A 21,774-nucleotide genomic window follows, 5' to 3' on the forward strand; every position below is an offset into this window, starting at 1 on the left:
CTACTCCGCCAATGTCATCAGGGTTTGCGGCGCACGGGTTGTCAGCAGTTCAGGCCCGTCATCCCGCAGCACGATGTTTTCTTCGTGCACCAGAATGCGGTCGCCTTCGACCACAGCACCCGGTTCCAGTGTCAGCACCATTCCGCTGCGCAGTTCGGTGTCATCCAGCGGGGTCAGTGACGGCCATTCGGTCAGCGTGATGCCCAGCCCATGTCCCAAGCGCCCGCCTAGGGGTGTAGCCCCCCTACCGGTCAGGCCGTTGTTCAGGATGGCCCACAAATCGCGGGCGGTCATGCCCGGACGCAGCTGTTCCAAGGCGTCCTGCGTCGCGTGCCATAGCGCGTCGTGACAGCGGGCGGTGGCGGCGTTGGGTGTGCCGACCGTAAAGTTCCGGTCAAAGTCGCAGAAATAGCCGTCTTTCACAGCACCTGTGTCGAGCATCAGAATGTCGCCCTTTGCCAAGGGGGTTGCAGGCGCGGGAGAGATGACGTCGCCATAGCCCCCCTGCCCTGCGCCGCCTGCCACGTAGCTGACCCAATCCGCGCCTTGAGTCAGCAACGCGATCTGGAAGTCGCGGAAGATGGCGTCGATGCCTTTTCCAGCCATGGCGAATTCGGGCACGCGTGCAAAGGCGCGGTCGGCAATCTGGCAGATGTCGTGGATTTTGGTGATCTCGGGGTCTGATTTGATCTCGCGCACTCGTTGGATCACGTCGGTGCCGTCGACGAACTGACGCGGCGCTATGCTGTGCTGCACCGCGTGGTAGTCGGCCAAGGGCATCCGTAGGTGGGTTTCCAACCCCATGGGCGTGGCGATGCGGCCTGTTTCGGGAGTGACCTCGCGCAGGGAGTCTGACAGCAAAGTAACCCCGTCATCACGCGGGTCCGGTGCATTCCATGTGCGGATGTCGGGCATCCATGTGCGCCCCATCAGATCCGCGCCGATGGAGGGGATCACAGCAATCGGATCGCCCTGCGCGGGGACGATGACGAACCACGGGCGTGCGGGGCTTTCCCAGAAACGGGTCAGGAAACCGGTGGTGTAAAAAATGTCCGCCGCGGATGTAAGCAGCAGAGCGTCGCAGTCTTTCGCGGCCAGTTGCGCCTGCAAGCGCGCGATGCGCTGGCGGTATTCGCTGGCCGGAAAGATCAACGACCTGTCAGGCATCCTCGGGCCCTTCGCTGAGGAATGTCAGCACCCGCGCGTCAGGCGGCAGGCTCAGACCCGCCAATAACGCGGCAAGCCCTGCCCCGCCGGATGGCGTGGTCTCGAACCCATGCTCGGCAAGTGTGGGCATCGCGTCCTTGGCTTCGTCTTCTGTGATCAGCGTGAACTGGTCGGCATCGCGCGAAAGACCTGCCAATGCGATGACCGAGGGCGTTTTGCAATCCAGCCGACCCATTGAAGACACAGGGCCCGTCGTGTCCACCAGTTCGCCCTTCCGAATGCTTTCATAAAGCGCGGGCGCTGCGTCGGGTTCGACGACGATGATCTGTGGGACATCACCCCATGTCTTGCGGGCGTGGGCGGCAACGGCCCCTGCCAAACCACCGACGCCCGCCTGCAACAGGATATGAGTGGGTGGTTCGGAAATGTCCTGCGCCGCTTCGTCCGCCATTTGAACGTAGCCTTCCATTACGCGCAGTGGCAGTTCGAAATAGCCTTCCCAACTGCTGTCTGAAAGAAGCGTCCAGCCGTTGTCTTCGGCGGCCTTGGCGGCGGCGGTCATGCTGGCTTCATAGTCGTCGCCTTCGATGATGACATCGGCGCCGAAAGACCTAAGGCGGTCGGCAAAGGCGGCGGGCACGGTTTTGGACAGATAGATCACCGCCTTGGCCCCGAACACGCGGGCCCCTGCGGCGACGGACAGGCCGTGGTTGCCGGCGCTGGCGGTGACAAAGACCTGCCCGTTCAGGGCGGTGGACCAATCGTCAGGCGCGGTAGCAGCCGCTTCGCGGGCAATGGCATGGGCCGCGCCAAGCGCCTTGAAACTGCCCAATCCCATGCGGCTGCGTTCATCCTTGATCCAGACCTCTGCTACACCTGCCAGTTTCGCCAGTTCAGGACTTTGGGTCAGCTGTGTGGGTTGATGCGCAGGGCATTGCGCCAACAGCGCTGCCACGTCTTCTGCATGATCAATCGGGTGGATCGCATCGGGCAAAAGTCCTTTGCCGCGCCACGGGTTTTGCAAGTGCTGGGGCATGACATACCTGACTGCTGACTTCTGTTTCGCCATTAGGATCAGGCAGTCGCGGTCTGGTAAAGAAAATTCGGGATAATCTGGCGGAAATTCTGATGTGTTCAGAAACTTCCGAATGTGCTGCCCAGAACAAGAACCGCGACCAGTGCGATCAGCGGACACAGAACAGCCACAACAAAGATATCAAAGTAGGCATGCCTGTGCGTCAGCCCGCAGATCGACAAAAGCGTCACTACCGCCCCGTTGTGCGGCAGTGCATCAAGCCCGCCAGTCGCAATCGAGGTGACGCGGTGTAGTAAGGCAGGGTCAATCCCGTGCTGTTGCCCGAGTTCAAGATAAGTCGCGCCAAGTGTGTTCAACGCAATGCTCATCCCGCCCGAGGCCGATCCGGTGATGCCGACCAGTGCATTGACGGCAAGCGACAGGGAAATCAGCGGGTTTTCAGGGAACAGATCAAGCAAAGCAAGGCGAACGGTATCAAAGCCTGAAAGCGATGCGATTACTGTCCCAAAGCCCACAAGCGAGGCTGTGCTTGCAATGGGAAGAAGCGCGTTTTGCGCCCCGTCTGACAGTGACTGCTTCAGGGATTTCAGGCGTTTTGCTTGCAGTAAAATGATGACAAGGCAAGCCGCCGCGAGCGCAACAAGAATGGCCCATATGCCAGAGACCGACGCGACGGTCGTGGCCCCGTAAGTCGGGGACGCAAGGTAATCGGTGTTGGCCAGCGGCAAGACCACATAGACCATCAGCGCGTTCCCCAGCAGCACGACGATAATCGGCAGAAACCCAATGGCCCAGTGCAGGGTCCGGCCGGACGCCGCGCCGTTGGAAAGATCGGTTGGCTGGGGGTTCGACGTCAGCTCGGCGACTGATGTGTCGTGTTTGCGGCTTCGCACTTGAAGCCACGCCATGCCGAACCCCAACATGATCACGCTTGCGATCATCCCCAGCCCGGGCGCGGCGTACAGCGTTGTGTCGAAATAGGGCATCGGGATCGCGTTCTGGATCGCAGGCGATCCGGGCATCGCGGTCATGGTAAAGGTGAAGGACCCAAGCGCTATGGCGGCAGGAATGAATCGGTCCGCCGTGCCGCTTTCTTTGAACAACTGGCGGGCGATTGGGTAGACTGCGAAGGCCACGACAAACAACGATACCCCGCCATAAGTCAGCACTGCGCAGGCCAGAACCACCGAATAGATCGCGCGTTTAGGCCCCAGAAATCGCGCTGCGGCTTGGGCAATGGCGGCGGCCGAACCAGAATCCTCCATCAGCTTTCCGAAGACCGCACCGAACAGGAATATCGGGAAATATACGACGAGAAACCCGCCAAGCCCTGACATGAATATCTGGGTATAGGTTCCAAGCGGTGGTCCACCGCTAAACACAGCGGCAAGGATCGCCAGAAGCGGTGCCAAAGTAAGGATGCTGTGGCCGCGGTAGGACAGATAAATCAGCAGTCCAAGCGAGGCCGCAATGCCAAATAAGCTCATGTTAAAATGCTATCTCTGGGTCGGGCGCGTGTCTAGGAACGCAGCCTAGACAGAGCGTCGCAGGGGGGTGGTTTGTGTAGGCGCTTAGGAAACAGGCAGGTTCGCCCCGCCGAAATCATGGCGGCGGGCTATTTCGTCCATTCCAAGGGGTCGAGCCGCAAGAGCTTGGACAGTTCGGCGTAGACCTCGGGCTCTTCCTTTTTGAAGCGTTCGGGCTTTTCGAAAAAGGTCTCGATCGCGACGGCAAAGAACTCTTGGTGGTTTTCCGCGCCGTAAGGGTCCATCGCGGTTTTGCGGCCGCGTTCGGTGTTGGCGACGTGGCGGTCGAATGCATCCAGAATGACCCGTTCCCAACGGGCAAATGTCTGGTCTTTGCCCAAGATCGGCACGCCATTTGTGTGGCCTGTCAGATCGTCCAATTGGTGGGCAAATTCATGAAAGACCACGTTGTGCCCGTCCTTATCGTTCGCGGCCCCTTGGGCAACACAGTCCCATGACAGGATCACCGGTCCCCGTGACCAGCTTTCGCCGGATCGGGTCTCGTTCACCTCAGTCACGACATAGCCGTCGTGATGGGCCTGTTTGGCGCGGAACGCACCGGGATAGACCATCACGTTGGTCAGGTGATCGAACCATGCATCGGTGTTCATCACCAGAATGCAGGCTTGCGCGGCGATGGACAGTTCGATTTCTTCGGTGATCTCAAGACCGTTGTAGCCGTAGAAATCGAACTCGCTCAGGAACAGGTTGATCTTGCCTTCCAGCTTTTGTTGCAGGTGGTCGGGCAAGGTGCGGACCAACGGCACCTGTTCATGCACAATTGCCCTTTCGTGATCTGTGAGCGGGGTGGCCAGCCAGTCTTTTCGCAACTGCGCTTTGGCCCTGCGCCGATAGAGCCGGTAACCAAGTCCGAGAATGACAATCGTTAAGACAAGAATGGGCATGCGCGTGGCCGTGTGTAAGGCGGTGTACTGCCCTGCAACCTATGCATGCAGGGCAGGTTTTACCACCTGCCCTGCCCACTTTCGCGCGAACCGTTACCCCAAGGCGGCCGCAACGGCCCAGGCTAGCGGCGTCGCGGGGCGGCCGATCAGGCGTTCCAGTGTGCCGCTTTCATCGGTCAGCCATCCGTTCTGCGCCTGTGCATCGGCGTCTGCAATGACGGTCGCCAAGGCCTCGGGCAGTTGGAAGCTGATCAGGATGTCTTTGTAGGCGGCTTCGGGCAGATCGTTGTAGGGAATGTCCTTACCGGTTTGTTTGGACAGTTCTGCGGCCAGATCGGACAGGGTAAAGGCGGTGCCACCCAGTTCGTAGATCTGACCTTCGTGCCCCTCACCTGCGGCTACGGCGGCGATTGCTTCGGCGTAGTCCTGACGGGTGGCGGGCGTGACTTTTGCGTCACCGGCAGAGCCGATCAGCGCGCCAGCCTCAACTGCGGCGGGTAGCGAACCGGTCCAGTTTTCGGTGTACCAGCCGTTGCGGAGGAAGGTGTAGGGAATGCCGGATGCTTTGATCGCGGCCTCTGTCACCTTGTGATCCTGCGCGATGATCATGGGGGATCCATCGGCCTTCAGGATCGATGTGTAGATCAGATGTTTCACGCCTGTTTCCGTGGCGGCGTTGATCACGTTCTGATGCTGGCCCGCGCGGTCGTCAAAGTCGCTGGAGGAAATCAGAACAAGACGGTCGATGCCTTGCAGCGCAGCGGTCAGGGTTTCGGGCTTGTGATAGTCCGCTTCCCGCGACTCAATACCCAGATCGGCGACTTTGGACGGGTCGCGAACCAAGGCGACGATATCGCCTGCGTCCACGCGTGTTTTCAGGTTTTCGATAGCAAGGCGACCCAGTTGGCCGCTGGCCCCTGTAATGGCGATTTTCATGGTTGTTGTCCTTTTGGAGTTTCATTGACAACAGTCCATCTACTGCCTAACTAACAAAAAGGAAGTACATACAAAAATGTAAGTATGGAAAAAACGATGGATACGCTGGAAAAAGTTTTCGAACCCGATGTGTTAAGCGCGAATTGCCCGTCGCGGACGCTGTTCAATCACGTCACCAGCCGTTGGGGCGTGTTGGTGCTGATTGCGCTGCAAAACGACACGATGCGGTTCAGCGAGTTGCGCCGCAAGATCGAAGGCGTCAGCGAACGGATGTTGTCGCAGACGCTTAAATTGTTGGAAGAAGACGGGTTTGTGGACCGCAAGGCGTTCGACGTTGTGCCGCCGCACGTCGAATACAGCCTGACCGCGTTCGGACAGGAAGTGTCCAAACGGGTCAGGGAGTTGGCTTCGTGGATCGAAGGAAACCTTGGCGATATCCTTGCGGCGAAACAGCCCTGAGGGTCAGAGGTTTTTGGTCAAACGGTCGATGGCAACCAGACCGCGCAGCACGCGTTCCAGATCATCGACAGGCACCATGTTCGGGCCGTCGCAGGGCGCTGTGTCTGGTGCTTCGTGTGTTTCCATGAACACAGCCGCCGCACCAACGGCAAGTGCGGCACGGGCCAGCGGTTCAACGAATTCGCGCTGACCGTCGGTTGAGGTGCCTTTGCCGCCGGGCAGTTGCACCGAATGAGTTGCGTCCATCACCACCGGATAGCCCGTCTGCGCCATGATCGGCAGTGACCGCATGTCAGAGACCAGCATGTTGTAGCCAAACGACGCCCCGCGTTCGCAGAGCATGATGTTTTCGTTGCCTGTGGACGCGATTTTATCGGCGACGTTGGTCATGTCCCACGGGGCAAGGAACTGGCCCTTTTTCACGTTCAAAGGCTTGCCCGTTTCGCCTGCAGCCAGCAGCAGATCGGTCTGACGGCACAGGAACGCGGGGATTTGCAGAACGTCCACGGCTTCGGCCACGGTGGCGCATTGGTCTGCGTTGTGGATATCGGTCAGGACCGGCACGCCGAATTCTTCTCGGATTTTCGACAGGATCGACAGGCCTTCATCCATGCCAACACCGCGTGCAGCGTTGAGGGACGACCGGTTCGCTTTGTCAAAACTGGATTTATAGATCCAGCGCACGCCAACGGCATCAGCCGCTTTGGCGATCTTTTCGGCCATCATGCGGGCGTGGTCCAAACCTTCGATCTGGCAGGGCCCTGCGATCAGGGTAAAGGCGGCGTCGTTCGCGACAGTGATATCGCCGATCTTGACGGTTTTCATGACAGTCCTTCCTGCTTCAAAACGGCCTCGATCCGTTCTACATCGATAGGGTTGTTCAGTTCCCAGAACACGCGACCACGGCCTTCGACGGGCACACAGGTGATGGGCCAGCCGTTTTCAAGAAAGCGCAGCTGTTCCAGCCCTTCGGCCTTTTCCAGCGGACCTTCGGGCCATGATCCGTAGGCGGCCAGCGCCTTGGGGCGGTAGGCGTAAACGCCCACGTGGTGCCAGACCTCGGGCGGATTATCGAGCGATCCGACGTAAGGCAGCACCTCTTTCGAGAAATAGAGCGCTTTGCCATCGGGGCGGATGGCGGCGGTGGTGCCCCCTACCCGACTGTTCAAACGGTCGGTCACAAAGTTGGTCAGCGTTTCCTTGTCACAGCGCAGAACGGGCGTGGCCATCTGCACCTCTTCATCAGCGGCGACGGCAGCCAGCAGGTCTTCGATGAACCAAGCAGGCGTCAGGGGCGCGTCGCCCTGAAGGTTCACAACCACATCAGGCTGACCCTCCAGTTGCGCCAGACCTTCGGCACAGCGTTCGGTGCCATTGCGCGCGTCAGATGAGGTCATCAGCACATCGGCGCCAAAGGCCAGCGCCGCGTCGCGGATACGGTCGTCATCCGTCAGGACATAGACAGCATCGACGCCGTCAACGGCTTTGGCCGCTTCCCATGAGCGTTGGATCAGGCTTTTCTTGACGCCATCCGCGCCGGTCAGTTCGACCAGCGGTTTTCCGGGATAGCGCGAGGATGCGTAGCGCGCGGGGATAAAGATAACCGATTTCATGCAACACCTGCCCGAAGCGCGTCATGGATGTGGATCAGACCGCACAGGCGGTTGTCCTGATCCACAGCAAAAAGCGCGCTGATTTTCTTGTCATTCATGATGCCCAGTGCTTCGACCAGCAGGACATCGGGTTCAATTGTACTGGGGTTCGGGGTGGCCACGTCACGGGCCTTACACTCCATCAACCCGTTCAGATTACGGCGCAAGTCACCGTCGGTGATGATGCCGACCAGTCTGCCGTTCTCGACCACAGCCGCAACGCCAAAGCCTTTTTGACTCATCACGACCAGCGTTTCGCCCATGTCGGTGTCGGGGCTAACGATGGGAAGCTCATCATCCTTGTGCATCACCGCCGACACCTTCAACAGCTGCGCCCCCAACGTGCCACCCGGATGGAAGACGCGATAGGCATCACGGTCAAAGCCGCGTGCCTCCATCAGTGCGACCGACAGCGCGTCACCAAGCGCCATGGTCAGCGTTGTCGATGTGGTGGGCGCCATGCCGATGGCGCAGGCTTCGGGCGCGTTGGGCAGTTGCAGTGTATGGTCGGCCTGTGCGGCCAAAGTGCTGTCTGCATTCTTGGTGATCGCCACCATCGGGATCGAGAACCGGCGGGTGTGGGCGATGATGTCGGCCAGTTCCTTGGTTTCGCCCGAGTTGGAGATCAGGATCACTGCATCATCGCGGGTGACCATGCCCAGATCGCCGTGCGATGCCTCGCCCGGATGGACGAACTGCGCGGGCGTGCCTGTCGAGGCCAGGGTCGCTGCGATTTTCGCACCCACATGGCCGGACTTGCCCATGCCTGACACGATCACACGGCCCTTCAGGTTCAGGAACAGATCGACGACCGCATCGAACTGGTCCGACAGCTCGGCGATCATACGATCCAGCGCATCGCGTTCGGTTTCCAGAACACGGCGGGCAATTTGGGACGGCGTGGACGTCATAAGCATCATTCCGGTTTGCGTTTTCTGGGTCATATCCCGCCTATTTGCTGCTGTCCAACCCGCCCGTGCGTTGACAGCGATTGTCTGCTACAGCATGACACCCTTTAAACAGTACAAGAAGGCATGAGCATATGAAGATTGCGATGATCGGCACCGGCTATGTTGGGTTGGTTTCGGGGGTTTGCTTTTCCGATTTCGGGCACGAGGTTGTCTGCGTCGACAAAGACCCGCGCAAGATCGAGATGCTCGAAAGTGGCGAAGTGCCGATCTATGAGCCCGGTCTTGACCTGCTGATGGCCAAAAACGTCGATGCTGGTCGCCTGACCTTCACGCTCGATCTGGCCGAAGCGATCAAGGATGCGGATGCCGTGTTCATCGCCGTGGGCACACCCACACGTCGTGGCGATGGCCATGCGGACCTGACCTATGTGATGGCGGCGGCGGAAGAGATCGCGAAGGCGGCGGACCATTATATGGTCATCGTGACCAAATCGACGGTTCCTGTCGGCACCAACGCCAAGGTGCGTGAAGTGGTTGCTGCAGCAAACCCCGATCTGGATTTCGACGTGGCCTCGAACCCTGAATTCCTGCGCGAAGGCGCGGCGATTGATGACTTCATGAAGCCTGATCGCGTCGTGGTGGGCGTTGAAACCGATCGTGCGGCGCAGGTGATGGCCGATATCTATCGCCCGCTGTACCTGCGTGATTTCCCGATTGTGACGACTGATCTGGAAAGCGCCGAGATGATCAAATACGCCGCCAACGCGTTTCTGGCGACCAAGATCACCTTCATCAACGAAATCGCGGCCCTTTGCGAAAAGGTCGGCGCGGACGTAAAACAGGTGTCCAAGGGCATGGGTCTGGACGGACGCATCGGCAACAAGTTCCTGCACGCAGGGCCGGGCTATGGCGGTTCGTGCTTCCCCAAGGACACCAAGGCGCTGGCCCGCATCGGTCAGGACCACGCCAGCCCGATGGTCATCACCGAGGCGGTGATCAAGATCAACGAAGACGTCAAACGCCGCATGTTCGACAAACTGCTCGATCTGGTCGGTGGGTCATTCAACGGTAAAACCGTGGCCGTTTTGGGTGTGACATTCAAACCCAACACCGATGACATGCGCGATGCGCCGTCCCTGACGATTGTGCCTGCGATGGTGGGTGCCGGTGCCGAAGTGCGCGTGACCGACCCGCAAGGCAAACGCGAAGGCGAGGCCCTTTTGCCGGGTGTTCAGTGGTACGATGACCCCTATGCCGCGGCCAAAGACGCCGATCTGTTGGTGATCCTGACCGAGTGGAATGAATTCCGTGCGCTTGATCTGAAACGGGTCAGCGCAAGCATGAACGACGCCCGCCTTGCTGACCTGCGCAACATTTACTCGTCGCGGGATGCGAAAGAAGCCGGATTTGTTGCCTATGACAGCATCGGACGCGCGGGATTCGGCATATAGTTTGCATAGCGGTCACATGCCGGTTGGCGGTGCCGTTATTCAAAAGGTAGTTTTTTCCGCCAATAAACACTCTCGTCTATTAGGATCGAAAAATGCCGTTGCTTTCCTCGAACTGGATTTTCCAAAATTGGTTGGAAGTTTACTACGGCTCGAACCGTGGTGCCGACACCGTTGACCCTGAATTATCACGCACCCTGACCCCGACACAGGAAGTTGGGCAAACTATTGGGACGTCGTACGAAATTTTGGTGGGTGACAGCGTTAACAGTTCCATCGAAACCGGTGGCGATCAAGATTGGTATGCGGTCGACCTAACGGCAGGGCAATACATTCAGGTCGACCTCGGCAACGGAACGCTCGAAGACAGCTATCTGACGATTTATGATTCGAACGGAAATGTCCTGGCTCAGGATGATGACTCGGGAACCAATCTGTGGGCGTCGACAAGCTACTACTCTGACACCAACCAGACCGTGTATATCGCTGCGCGCGGTTATGACTCGTCCGACGTGGGTACGTACCAACTGACCGTTGAAGAGGTTTCTTTTTCTGACGTTGATCTTTTGGCAACCTTGGATTGGGGCACATCACTTTCGTCGAACACCATCACGGTCTACTTCGCACCAAGCGGTTACACCGAAGACGGTTTCACGTCTGAGGGCGTGAACAGTTACGAACGCCAGCAGTTCCTTGAATCTCTGGAACTGATGTCACAAGTGGCGGATGTTACTTTTGTTGTGACGACCAATGCATCGCAGGCAGATTTTCGCATCATCGTTGATACGAACGAGGTTAACGGCGAATTCCTTGGTTACTTCATCCCGCCCGGTGGCACGAATTCAGGCGTGGGCGTTTTTGATGCAACCCAATGGGATCGAACGGCGGGCGGCGATCTGGAACTGGGCGGTTATGGTTTCGTCACCATCACGCATGAATTGCTGCATGGCATGGGCTTGGCGCATCCGCATGACAATGGCGGGACATCGACTGTCATGCCCGGTGTTACAGCTCCGTTTGGCAGCTATGGCATTTTTGACCTGAACCAAGGCATTTATACGACGATGTCGTACAATACGGGTTTTCCGACTGAGGGTAATCCGAGCACCTACGACTACGGTTATGAAATCGGACCTATGGCGCTGGATATTGCCCAGCTGCAGGCGACCTATGGTGCGAACATGACGCACGCGACCGGTGACAACACTTACACACTGGTGTCTGTGAATGCGACGGGCACCGGCTATCAGGCAATCTGGGATGCCGGTGGCACCGATGAAATCGTTTACACCGGTTCGGCCAGTGTCACCATCGATCTGCGCGCAGCCACGTTGAACGCCGAACTCGGTGGCGGTGGTTTTGTCTCCAAGGCGGATGGTATCTACGGCGGCTTTACAATCGCGAACGGTGTGATCATCGAAAACGCCACAGGCGGCAGCAATGACGATATTTTTGTCGGCAATGATGCCGACAACATGTTCACAGGCGGCTACGGTGACGACGTCGCGAACGGTGGTCTGGGCAATGACACTTTTGTTGTCGCTGTGGCCCGTGAGGATGCGACAGTGACAGAAACTGCCGACGGCTATCAGCTTGTGTCCAACTTTGGCACCGACAGCTTGACCGACATCGAATTCATCGCGTTTTCTGATGGTACAGTGACAGTGTCTGACGCGGTATCCGGTGGTACGGGTGGTGGTGGAACTGGTACGCAGCCTACGGGCCTTGGCCGTCTTTTTGCATCGCAGCACAACCTGTTTGAAAGCTTCCTGAGCCTCGACAGCTTCAGCTTTGTTCGCACGTCACAATCGACAACAACTTCGACGACGACGTCCACAATCGGCCTGTTCTCGGGTCTATCATTCACGACGCGTGTGCCCAACGCTCAGGAAATCGAAGAGCCGACGGACGCGACAGCCTATTCGAATGACTGGCTGTATTCGGATACCGTATTTGATTTCCTCTGATCGCAAACCGGCGTTTCATGCGCCGATTTGAACCTGCTTTTAACCTGTGTCGGGGCAAAACCGTCTGACACAGGAAGGGAACAGGAATGCCATCTTCTGGACAGCCGGTTTTGCACTCGGTCCACGGGCAGACACAGGGGGCCACTTGGCGTGTGATTGCCGCGCTGGTGCTACGTGAAATGGCAACAAGCTACGGGCGGTCCCCGGGCGGGTATCTTTGGGCTGTGCTAGAGCCTACCGTGGGCATTGCAGCGTTGGTGATCCTATTTTCGATCGGCTTCCGCGCCCCGCCCTTGGGCGACGATTTCGCGCTGTTTTATGCCAGCGGCTTTCTGCCCTTTGTCATGTTTCAGGCCGTCAGCACCAAGGTGTCACAGGCGATCAACCAGTCAAAACCCTTGCTGGGCTATCCGCGTGTGACGCTGCTCGATACGATTTTGGCGCGCTTCCTTCTGGCCGTTCTGACCCAGACAGTTGTGACGGTGATTATTCTTGCGGTCATTATGGTGGCCTTCGACCCGGCCCAAAGACTGGATCTGGCGATCCTGATCCCGTGTTACGGCGTTGCGGCGGCGTTGGGGTTTGGCGTCGGGTGCCTGAACTGTATGCTGATCACACGATACGTGATCTGGCAAAGCATCTGGTCAGTGTTGATGCGACCTATGGTGCTGGTGTCCGGTGTGATTTTCCTGCACGATATGGTGCCGCAACCTTACCGCGACTGGCTGGAATGGAACCCTTTGGTACATATCACCGGCCTGTCGCGTAAGGCGACATATGCGTTCTATTCAGCCGATTACGCGGGCTATCTGTACCCCTTGGGATTTGCGCTGTTCACGGCGGTTCTCGGCATGCTGATCTTGCAGGCGTTCCGACGGGATTTGCTGGAACTGTGATCAGGCCATACCAAGATCGTTTTCCAACGCAGTCGTCGTTCCGACCCCTTCGATCACAAGGCGTCCGTCCGCCCCGAAATCAAAAACAACCGTGCCGTCCTGAACATGGGCGAGGGCCGTGATTTCATCGGGGTCCAGCGCAGCGCCACCCCACAGTGCGGGATCAATCAGAAGGTGGTCCACATCGTTCTGGAAATCCTCGATCCGCACCGATCCACCGCGGAACACAAAGGTATCGGCCCCCAGACCGCCGTTCAGAATGTCCGTGCCGCCGCCACCTTCCAACCGGTCATCACCTGAGTTTCCAAACAGCGTGTCATTGCCGCTGTCCCCGATCAGGCTGTCGTCACCGTTGCCGCCAAACAATTGATCATCACCGGCCCCGCCTGACAGCTGATCATGGTTGATCCCGCCAGAAAGGATATCGGCCCCGTTCCCACCCGAAAGCTGATCTGCCCCTGCGCCGCCTTCCAGGCTGTCGTTCCCTTCCCCGCCGTCCAGCGTGTCATTACCTGATCCGCCGTCCAGGGTATCGTCACCCCAATCGCCCGCCAGAATATCGTGGTTCAGTCCGCCCAGCAGGACATCGTGATCAAGCCCACCGTCAAGCTGATCCGTACCGGCATTCCCGTTCAACGTGTCCGCGCCTGCCCCACCAAACAGCCGGTCAGGCCCTGCGTCCCCCGACAGATCATCGTTTGCGTCGCCGCCCTCAAGAAGGTCTGCCCCGAGACCTCCGAATAAAATGTCGTCCCCAAGATCGCCAAAAAGACTGTCGTTGCCATTGTTGCCGCTGATGAGATCGTTACCGGTGCCGCCTTGGATATGATCATAGCCGTTGGCGCCGCTGACGGTGTCATCGCCAGCGCCCCCCATCATCCGGTCGCTTCCTTCGCCACCTGCGATGCTATCGGCCCCTGCCCCGCCGTCGATCAGATCGATACCGCCGCGGCCCAGAATGACATCATCGCCATCACCGCCCTGGAGCGTGTCGTTGACGGTGGTGCCATCCAGCTGTTGGCCGGGGATGACTTCATCAGGGCGGGTGCCAGTAAGCCACCAGGGCATGTACCGGTCGGGTCCAGTGGCAAGAGCCGCCGTCAAAAGATTGGGGTCGATCGGTTGCAGGTCGTTCGAGGTGATGACCAATACTTCTTCGCCGATCAGGCTTTGAAATCTGATTTCGGCCCCCGTTGCCGTGGGATTGATCACCAGTTGCGTTGGGCTGCGATAAAAGGCCCAAGCCGTCAGGTCGAGCATGTCCTCGGTAATGTCGAAGCCGGTGATCTGATCGCGGGCGGCGTCGGCGGTCATGACAAACAAATCCTGCCCCACGCTTCCTGCCAACTGGGTTTCGCCGTCGCTGTCCGCGACAATCGTGGCCGTTTCCGAAACAGAAAACAGGCTGATGCCGCTTTCGCTGCTGGCCATGGTCAGTAACCCGAGATCGCCATCCGTGCGGCTGAACATGTCCAATGTGACCGATCCGGAAAGCGACGTATCCAGTTCGTCCATAAGGGTGGCGACCTGAACCAGTTGTCCGTCCGGCATCATGCGAAAAAGGCTGACGCCGCCGTCTGACCCTGCGGCTGCCACATAGATCGCATCGCCTATCACCTGCACATCCAGCGATGACACGCCGTCAAACCGGCTATTGCGTGAATCGATGATGTGATCGCGCAGAAACAAACGCCCGTTCTGGTTTTGCGCATAAACGCTGAGTGTGCTGCTGTCCTGACCGGCAATGATGACGAAACGGGTGCCGTCCACTTCGACCGTGGCCAGATGAGTGGTTCCTGAAATGCCCGGCGTATCGCTGCGTTCGATTTCCTGATGCGCAATCAGCGTGCCGTCCGATGCTATGTCGTAAACCGTAATCGCGCGCGTGCCGGTGGATCCGGCAACAAGGTAACCCCCTGCGATCAGAAGGCTGTCTTGATAGGGGGACGTCACTGTCACACCCGCATCAACCAACGTCGCCTGCCCTGTGGCATCCAGTGCCCAGACCGAAGGCCGCGCAGAGCCGTCTTCGATCCCGTAAAGATAGGTTGTGCCACCGGTTGCGTGCATAACGAAATGCGTCAGATCGGCATCAATCCCGCTTGCGAAACTGCCTTCAAGTGTCAGGTTGTCGGTGTCATAGCCCGTCAGCCCGATCTGGGAGGTTCCCGAAAGAACGGCAAAAGTATCGCCATTTGACGTCGTCGTATGGCTGACGACCGGATCTTCGCCAACAGATGCGGCTCCCACCGCTTGCGCTGATGACGTCAGGGACAGGCCGGTGTTTCCAACTGTCCACTGGGACAGCCAGATCCCCTCGGTTGGGGTGGCCACAACATATGCTGTTATCCCGTTCGGCCCATCGACAACCTGCAAATCGCGTGCGCCCAGCAAAACAGGCTGGGCGTCACTGAAGACAGAACCAAGATGAACCACCGACGCAAACATGACCGCAATTTTGCTGTCAGGGCGGGCAAATCTCACGGAAAGATTAAGGCTCGCTGGTGGCGATTTTCACGAATTTTACGTGAATGCCCTAGGCCCAACGCCCGATGGCTATGGCAAAGACATCGCAACTGTCCGAGACCCCGAAATCCGTTTGTCCCGCGACACGTTTCAGGCTGATCGTGGCCGAGACCCCGTCCGGCACAACTGCGCCCACGCCCAGAAGGGCATCGTCAGTCGGGGTCAGGCCCGAAGTGCTTGTCATATCCAGCGTCGCCTGCACCATCGGGGCGGCGATAAACGACTGGCCAAAGCTCCACGCGGCCGACACTGTGGCGGCATCGCTTTGGACCAATGTCAGCTTGGCTGTCGCGATCTGCGTCCCATCGGCAAAGCGCACATAGCCTGCCCCGCTTTCGATCACCGCGCCCGTCGGCGTTCCACCCGACAACGATACCGCACCCAAAAGATTACCGGGACCGTAACCATAATCGGCCCGCATCAAACGACCCGCCGTGGTGTCGTCGGGCGTGGCCTGCACCGCGGCGCCGCTGGCCGCACCTGTCGCGGGATCGAACTCAAGCGCGGTGATCCACGCACCGCCATCGGGGCTGACCTTGATGGAAAAAGCGTCGCTGCCCGCCAAACCCATTTCGGCCCGACCTGACCAGTTTGTCTGGAACAACAGGCTGTTCGTATCGCCCACTGCTGCCTTGTTGATCTTCAACTGATGTCCTGCGCCGGCATGGGTCAAAAGCGAGGCCTCGGACGCGACGGCCAAACGGTTGATGCTGTCGTACGAGGTCATAATCCCGAGGCCGTCAATATTGGACAGCGATGTCGGGAACGTAGCCCAGACGGTACCATCAAAAACAACCTCGGCGTTTTCGGCCACGACCCATCCGCGCCACCCTGTTTTGGGTGTCTCGAACCGCCAATACGTCTCTTCGAATACGGCGATGTCCTGATCATGCCCCGCCCAGTCACCAGTGGCAGACGCCGCCACGATGTAACAATCACCCGTCGCAGGCTCTGTCGGCGGCACGGTCAACGCCCGGTCCAGCACGCTCAATTGTGTCAGCACATCCAGCACGCGCAGCGCCTCATTGTGGGTGACATGTTTCTGGGCTTGGGAAGGTTCGATGTAAGGCATTGAAAGAACGGCGGAAACGGACGGCATGATCACCTCGGCGGTCTAGATTGCGTTGACCGGACCTTGGTGAATAGGCCCTTAATTTTCGACGACCGTGGCGGGCGTTGCGCAGTGGTTGGGCACCAACCGAAAAATATCTCGCATTTGATACAATCGACTGTTTTACCGTTTCACTTAAACCGGTCTTAAAAGTCGCCATGGCACCAAAAGCTATCACCAGCAGGAGGTCCCATGTTCCGCCAGATCGCAGCCCTTTATTCCCGATACGCGCACAGGCATTTGGGTTTGTCCGCGTCTGGCCCGTCTTTGACAGACAGCAGTGGGGCGGTGATCGGGCATATTGACCGGATCGCCTATGAAAACGGGTGTTTTCGGCTTGTGGGATGGGCCAAAGCCGAAACCGTTTCGCTGGTTCTGGCGGGTCAGCAGGTGGTCGCAAAACCCTCGATCTGGCGCAGTGATGTCTTTGCTGCGGCCGGAATTTCCGGCCCTCAGGGGTTTGATCTGTCGCTTCCAATCGGGTTTTCCGAACTACCGAAATGCGCGCCGCCGGGCCTGAAGGTCACACCTGCCAGCGATGCGCCAAAGGTGGGTCCCGTCAGCCTCCCCTCCTTTTCAACGCGTCAGATCAAACGCGCGCATCGCCGATGCCTTCTCGGCTTTCTGCGCGACGGCATTGCAGCGCTGCCCGCGATCATTGGCTGGATGACGGAACGACGGCCGAATTACCGCGAACAGGTCAAACGACACTTGGGCCTTTGCCATCCCGTCCCACGGGCGGGCGGAGTGCCCTCTTTGGGCCCCGTTGGCGCGATGCATCCTGCGCTGGCAGCATTGCGCAGGTCTCGTAAACCCGGGGTGCTGATTGTGCTGCCGGTTTACAACGCGCTGGCTTCCCTGAAAGAGGCGTTAAGGCGGGTTGAGGCGCACACAGATATTCCGTGGCATCTTGTTCTGATCAACGACGCATCCCCTGATCCCGACGTTCAGCCCTTTTTGAACGCTTGGACCGCGCGCAATAAAACCCGGGCGACGTTGCTGCAAAACGCTGAAAATATCGGGTTTGTCGGCACGGTGAACCGTGGTCTTGATCACGTCGCAAAAATGAAAGCAGAACGGCACTGGCCCGTGGTTTTACTGAACTCGGATGCATTTGTACCCGATGGTTGGGCCATGCGCCTGATTGCGCCGCTGCTGACAGATCCCGGTATTGCCAGCGTCACACCGATGTCCAATGCCGCCGAGGTCATGACCGCGCCCATCCTGTGCCACAACGTCGGTTTGAAGGCGGGTCAAGCGGACCAGATCGACCTTGCCGCACAGCGCCTGAATCCCCTCGACTGGACGGCGACCGTGCCAACAGGCGTCGGCTTCTGCATGGCGCTTTCGCGTGAATGGCTTCGCCACGTACCGCAGTTGGATACCGCTTTCGGGCGCGGATACGGGGAAGAGGTCGACTGGTGCCAGAAAACCCGCGCCCTTGGCGCCCGTCACGTGGGGCAACCGGCGCTGTTTGTCGAACATGCAGGTGGTCAAAGCTTTGGTGACACCGCCAAGTCCGCTTTGATAACCGCCCATCACAGCATCATTCTGAACCGCTATCCGGATTATGACCAGCAGGTGCAGGATTTCATCGCGACCGATCCGCTCAGCTCGGGCAGGCTCGCACTTGCATTTGCGTGGGCCGGTGCGATTGCGACAGAACATACCCCCGTGTTTATTGGGCATTCCATGGGCGGCGGTGCAGAGCATGCCTTAGAAAAGGACATCCAGATCGCTTTAAAAACGCACCCAGCCGCGATTGTTTTGCGCCTTGGGGGCACGCATCGTTGGCGGCTCGAACTTTTGACGTCGCACGGGCAAACCACCGGTGAAACCAATGAGCTTGAGAACGTTCGCAGCTTTCTGTCACTGATCCCCCGCAAACGCTTGGTTTACTCTTGCGCTGTCGGTGATCGCGACGTTGCCGGGCTGCCGGACGTTCTTTTGTCGATGCTGAACCCCCATGATCTGTCCGAGCTGAAGTTTCACGACTACCTGCCTCTGTCTCCGTCCTACACCTTGCTGGGGCAAGACGGCCGCTACACTGGTCCGCCCTTGGCAGAAACACAGGATCGTGCGCATTTATACACGCGGCCGGATGGAACGATCACACCACTGACCGACTGGCAAAGCGCGTGGCATCGACTTGCCAAGCGGTCCAAGCTGACCGTTTTTTCCAAATCGAGCAAATCCATCGTCTCTCGGGTCTGGCCCGATCTGAAGCAAGCGATCTGCGTCGAGCCCCATATTGCCCACACGGTTCCGCGCGTGATGCAACACGGAAACGCGGGCGTCACCATCGCTGTTCTCGGGGCAATCGGTCAGCAAAAGGGGGCAGAGTTTGTGCGTGCTCTTTCGCTGCAAATGCCGCGCAATCCGAACGTGCGCTTGGCCGTAATCGGGCACGTGGACCCGTCGTTCGGCCTGCCCCCGTGGGTCACGGTCCACGGTGCTTACGACAGACGGGACATCCCAAGGCTGGCTCAGAAATACAGCGTCACCCATTGGTTGATCCCGTCAATCTGGCCCGAAACCTTCTGCTTCACGGTTCACGAGGCTTTGTCGACCGGCCTGCCCTGTCTTGCTTTCGATCTTGGCGCTCAGGGCGAAGCCGTATGGAACGCCCCGAACGGTGTCGTACTACCAGCAGAGCTATTGACCCGTCCCAACGCGCCACAACAAGCGGCGAAATTGATCCTCGAGACTGTCCAAATACACGCATTGAAGGGGGCCGCGTAATGAAGCCCGTCGCCATTGACCATCTACACGCACTTGGGATCGAGGTTCTGCCCCGCGGCAGCGCCACCATCAACCTTCCCGATCAATGCGAAATCGAAGCCCCCTGCAGCCTGAAATGGACGCAATACGAATATTCTCTGTGTCTCGGGGCCTTTTCCTATCAGGTGTCCGGCTATTGTTTCGGCGCGCGGATCGGCCGGTACTGTTCGTTTGGCGAAAACGTCCAGATCGGACGCCAGAACCACCCGATGACCTGGGCCTCAACCAGCCCGGCCTTTTATCAGGCGCAGGCTCTGATTTCGCTTAATCCGCAAAACTGGGCAAACGGGGCGACATGGCCCCCGCATTTCAACATCCGGAATGGGCCTGCAACACAGGTGAAACTCACAACAATCGGCAATGATGTCTGGATCGGACATGGGGCATATATCGCGGCGGGCACGACCATCGGGGATGGGGCTGTTGTTGCCGCCGGTGCTGTCGTGACGCGCGATGTGCCGGCCTATGCGGTCGTCGGCGGCAATCCGGCGCAAATTCTGAAAATGCGCATCCCTGCCCGACAGCAATCAGCCATGCTGAACTTGCGGTGGTGGCGCTTCGCGCCGTGGCAGCTTCAGCACCTCGACCCCTCAGATCTGGACGGATTTATCGCCGGACTGCGCGACATGAAGGACGTGCAGCCGCATGTATTCGACTGTTTCAGCACGCAAGGCTTGGCCGCATGACACAGCCCACACTGGTTTTTCTGCACATCCCCAAAACCGCTGGCCAATCCATACACGCCGCGCTGACCGAAATCGCAGGGCCGGAAAACGTGTCGCCAATACGGGTGCACACTCAGGTGCCAGATGGCCAAACCCAAATGCCTGTGGGCTGCCAAATCTATTCCGGCCATATCGACTGGGTCGACTTGGAAAATTTGCCCAACGATCCAAAGGCGTTCACCGTTTTACGCGATCCTCTGGAACGGATTGCATCGTTCTATTTCTACCTGCGCAGAAAGGCCGACCTGATCGGGCCCAACGCTCTGACCCTACAAGAAAATATGGGCATGCAGCGGGCGGCAGTGTGGTCTCCGGAAGACTACTTTTTTGCCGGAAACACCATGTGGCAGGCCTTTATCCGTGACCACTATTGGAACCCTTATTGCAGCTATCTGGTCACAAAACGCATTCGCGGCGCGGCGCAGGCAATCCATATGCCGTCCGATGTTCTTCTGGCCAAGGCCCAAGCCGCGGCCCGTGACCTGTCCGGACTTTACCACACCAATGACCTACGGCCCCTTGAACGGGACCTGAAACGCTGGACTGGCAAGTCTGTGTCCATCGTCGACAAACGCGTCAACGTCGGGCCATCAGACGGCCCCAGATGGCCGAAACTGGCCGCCCTTCTGTCAAAGGACGCAGTGCAAAAGCTTGAACAGATGGTTGCAGTTGACCAGCGCCTTATGCACGCGCTTGGGTTTGCGCCTGCTGGGGCATCATACCGGATGGTCGGCTAAGCCGACCCGTTTTGGCGAGCAGCAACAAAAGGTGATCCCCCATCGCGCTTTGACGATGAACGGATTGGGGAAGTTCCGCGTTTTTCCGCGCCACGATGAATTCGCCCAAACATTGCATCGCCTCAGAAGTTAACGACCCTTGGATGGCTTCCAAGGCCCGCAAGTTCCGATCAATCCATTCGCCGTAAGCTCCGCTGACCAATAGGCCAAACCGCGCCCATCGCCCGCGCAACTGGCTGTGGTGACCCAATTGGTTTCCCTTGTGCTGGCGATAGAAAAGCCCGGGCTTTTCATCATTAAAGATCGTGGCCCCTTGGCCGGTCAAAGCAAGGTACACCCACCAGTCATGAAATGGCACATCGGCCGCAATCGCGGCGGGCACGGTACGCGCCACAGCGGCTGCCGCACGCGGGGATAAAACCGTCGCGTTGCCCGGCAATATGTTCTGGACCAGCGCATTTCCGAAGGACGCCCCTCGTGGCGGCAAAGAAGACGTGCCCATTTCATTCAACTCGGCATCTGTCAGGATTGCCCGACAGCAATATGCCATTGCCTGTCGATGCCAGCCGGACTGGCTAGCGAACCAACGGACGGCATTTGTCAGCTTATCCGGCATCCAGACGTCATCCTGATCGGTACAGCTGATCAGTGCGTCGGGCCGCTCCCGCACCGCACGCGCCAACAGAAACAGGAAATTCGCCGCCACGCCCCGCCCGGGCCCGTAGAAATACCGGATTTGCGGATATTCTGCTGCGTATTCGCGTAAAATCTTGCGCGTCTCATCCCGCGATCCGTCATCGGCCACGTCCAGCGACCAATCCGTGTGGGTCTGCGCAATCAAACTGTCCAACTGCGGTCGTAAATAAGCGGCCCCGTCCCGCGTGGCCATCAAAAGACGAACATGTTTCGGCGAATTTGGCACAACGGTCCTTTCTGGATTCAGCTTCTCTTCACTCCATGATCCTAAGGTCGGTCTCGTTACGGTTTGCTA

18 protein-coding genes are annotated in these 21,774 nt (G+C 58.6%); 7 read left to right on the plus strand and 11 right to left on the minus strand.

The window, feature by feature from the left end; genetic code table 11:
* The 5 genes from C4S59_RS17565 to C4S59_RS17585 all read right to left on the minus strand — a co-directional run bounded on the left by C4S59_RS17565 (position 1) and on the right by C4S59_RS17585 (position 5,570).
* The gene (locus C4S59_RS17565) at positions 1-1,167 is read right to left on the minus strand and encodes a M24 family metallopeptidase (protein ID WP_103911683.1); all 1,167 of its coding nucleotides are present in this window, start codon (positions 1,165-1,167) and stop codon (positions 1-3) included.
* Positions 1,160-2,203, minus strand: a complete 1,044-nt coding sequence (locus C4S59_RS17570) for a pyridoxal-phosphate dependent enzyme (RefSeq protein ID WP_103911684.1) — start codon at positions 2,201-2,203, stop codon at positions 1,160-1,162. The genes C4S59_RS17565 and C4S59_RS17570 overlap by 8 nt, the downstream gene beginning before the upstream one ends.
* Positions 2,204-2,301: 98 nt before the next feature.
* Positions 2,302-3,690, minus strand: coding sequence for a GntP family permease (locus C4S59_RS17575; protein ID WP_103911685.1), 1,389 nt, complete (start codon positions 3,688-3,690; stop codon positions 2,302-2,304).
* A 128-nt stretch (positions 3,691-3,818) separates the two neighbouring features.
* Positions 3,819-4,634, minus strand: a complete 816-nt coding sequence (locus C4S59_RS17580) for a M90 family metallopeptidase (protein WP_103911686.1) — start codon at positions 4,632-4,634, stop codon at positions 3,819-3,821.
* Between the two features lie 93 nt (positions 4,635-4,727).
* Complete coding sequence (locus tag C4S59_RS17585; protein ID WP_103911687.1) at positions 4,728-5,570, minus strand: SDR family oxidoreductase; 843 nt, start codon at positions 5,568-5,570, stop codon at positions 4,728-4,730.
* A 96-nt stretch (positions 5,571-5,666) separates the two neighbouring features.
* Between C4S59_RS17585 and C4S59_RS17590 the strand changes: the two genes are divergently transcribed.
* Positions 5,667-6,029, plus strand: coding sequence for a winged helix-turn-helix transcriptional regulator (locus C4S59_RS17590; protein ID WP_200813249.1), 363 nt, complete (start codon positions 5,667-5,669; stop codon positions 6,027-6,029).
* Between the two features lie 3 nt (positions 6,030-6,032).
* Here C4S59_RS17590 and kdsA read toward each other — a convergent pair whose 3' ends face one another.
* The 3 genes from kdsA to C4S59_RS17605 are packed head-to-tail and all read right to left on the minus strand — an operon-like array spanning position 6,033 to position 8,625.
* Positions 6,033-6,854, minus strand: coding sequence for a 3-deoxy-8-phosphooctulonate synthase (gene kdsA / locus C4S59_RS17595; protein ID WP_103911689.1), 822 nt, complete (start codon positions 6,852-6,854; stop codon positions 6,033-6,035).
* Positions 6,851-7,642, minus strand: a complete 792-nt coding sequence (locus tag C4S59_RS17600; protein WP_103911690.1) for a 3-deoxy-manno-octulosonate cytidylyltransferase — start codon at positions 7,640-7,642, stop codon at positions 6,851-6,853. Before C4S59_RS17600 ends, kdsA begins: the two co-directional genes overlap by 4 nt.
* Positions 7,639-8,625 carry a KpsF/GutQ family sugar-phosphate isomerase gene (locus tag C4S59_RS17605; RefSeq protein WP_234994821.1) on the minus strand — a complete coding sequence of 329 codons (987 nt, stop codon included), beginning with the start codon at positions 8,623-8,625 and terminating at the stop codon, positions 7,639-7,641. The genes C4S59_RS17600 and C4S59_RS17605 overlap by 4 nt, the downstream gene beginning before the upstream one ends.
* A 98-nt stretch (positions 8,626-8,723) precedes the next feature.
* Between C4S59_RS17605 and C4S59_RS17610 the strand changes: the two genes are divergently transcribed.
* The 3 genes from C4S59_RS17610 (at position 8,724) to C4S59_RS17620 (ending at position 12,903) form a co-directional block, all read left to right on the plus strand.
* On the plus strand, positions 8,724-10,043 hold the full coding sequence (locus C4S59_RS17610) for a UDP-glucose dehydrogenase family protein (protein WP_103911691.1): 1,320 nt from the start codon (positions 8,724-8,726) through the stop codon (positions 10,041-10,043).
* 92 nt (positions 10,044-10,135) lie between these two features.
* The gene (locus C4S59_RS17615) at positions 10,136-12,007 is read left to right on the plus strand and encodes a M10 family metallopeptidase C-terminal domain-containing protein (protein WP_103911692.1); all 1,872 of its coding nucleotides are present in this window, start codon (positions 10,136-10,138) and stop codon (positions 12,005-12,007) included.
* 86 nt (positions 12,008-12,093) lie between these two features.
* Positions 12,094-12,903: an ABC transporter permease gene (locus C4S59_RS17620; protein WP_103911693.1), complete on the plus strand. Its 810-nt coding sequence runs from the start codon at positions 12,094-12,096 to the stop codon at positions 12,901-12,903.
* Here the strand turns inward: C4S59_RS17620 and C4S59_RS17625 are convergent, their stop codons facing one another.
* Both C4S59_RS17625 and C4S59_RS17630 read right to left on the minus strand, forming a co-directional pair.
* Entirely contained in the window at positions 12,904-15,351 is a 2,448-nt protein-coding gene (locus C4S59_RS17625; RefSeq protein WP_103911694.1) for a calcium-binding protein, read from the minus strand. It abuts the gene before it with no gap.
* An 88-nt stretch (positions 15,352-15,439) separates the two neighbouring features.
* Positions 15,440-16,528, minus strand: coding sequence for a DUF2793 domain-containing protein (locus C4S59_RS17630; protein ID WP_103911695.1), 1,089 nt, complete (start codon positions 16,526-16,528; stop codon positions 15,440-15,442).
* 204 nt (positions 16,529-16,732) lie between these two features.
* Between C4S59_RS17630 and C4S59_RS17635 the strand changes: the two genes are divergently transcribed.
* From C4S59_RS17635 to C4S59_RS17645, 3 genes are read left to right on the plus strand one after another with little or no spacing between them, the layout of a single operon-like run.
* Entirely contained in the window at positions 16,733-19,282 is a 2,550-nt protein-coding gene (locus C4S59_RS17635) for a glycosyltransferase (protein WP_103911696.1), read from the plus strand.
* Positions 19,282-20,007 carry a CatB-related O-acetyltransferase gene (locus C4S59_RS17640; RefSeq protein WP_103911697.1) on the plus strand — a complete coding sequence of 242 codons (726 nt, stop codon included), beginning with the start codon at positions 19,282-19,284 and terminating at the stop codon, positions 20,005-20,007. Before C4S59_RS17635 ends, C4S59_RS17640 begins: the two co-directional genes overlap by 1 nt.
* Positions 20,004-20,783 carry a sulfotransferase family 2 domain-containing protein gene (locus C4S59_RS17645; protein WP_103911698.1) on the plus strand — a complete coding sequence of 260 codons (780 nt, stop codon included), beginning with the start codon at positions 20,004-20,006 and terminating at the stop codon, positions 20,781-20,783. The genes C4S59_RS17640 and C4S59_RS17645 overlap by 4 nt, the downstream gene beginning before the upstream one ends.
* Here C4S59_RS17645 and C4S59_RS17650 read toward each other — a convergent pair.
* Positions 20,728-21,672 carry a glycosyltransferase gene (locus C4S59_RS17650; RefSeq protein WP_407703079.1) on the minus strand — a complete coding sequence of 315 codons (945 nt, stop codon included), beginning with the start codon at positions 21,670-21,672 and terminating at the stop codon, positions 20,728-20,730. The two genes, C4S59_RS17645 and C4S59_RS17650, sit on opposite strands and share 56 nt — an antisense overlap.
* Between the last annotated feature and the right edge of the window lie 102 nt (positions 21,673-21,774).

The sequence above is a fragment of the Thalassococcus halodurans genome (assembly GCF_900108225.1).
Classification (GTDB): Bacteria; Pseudomonadota; Alphaproteobacteria; order Rhodobacterales; family Rhodobacteraceae; genus Thalassococcus; species Thalassococcus halodurans.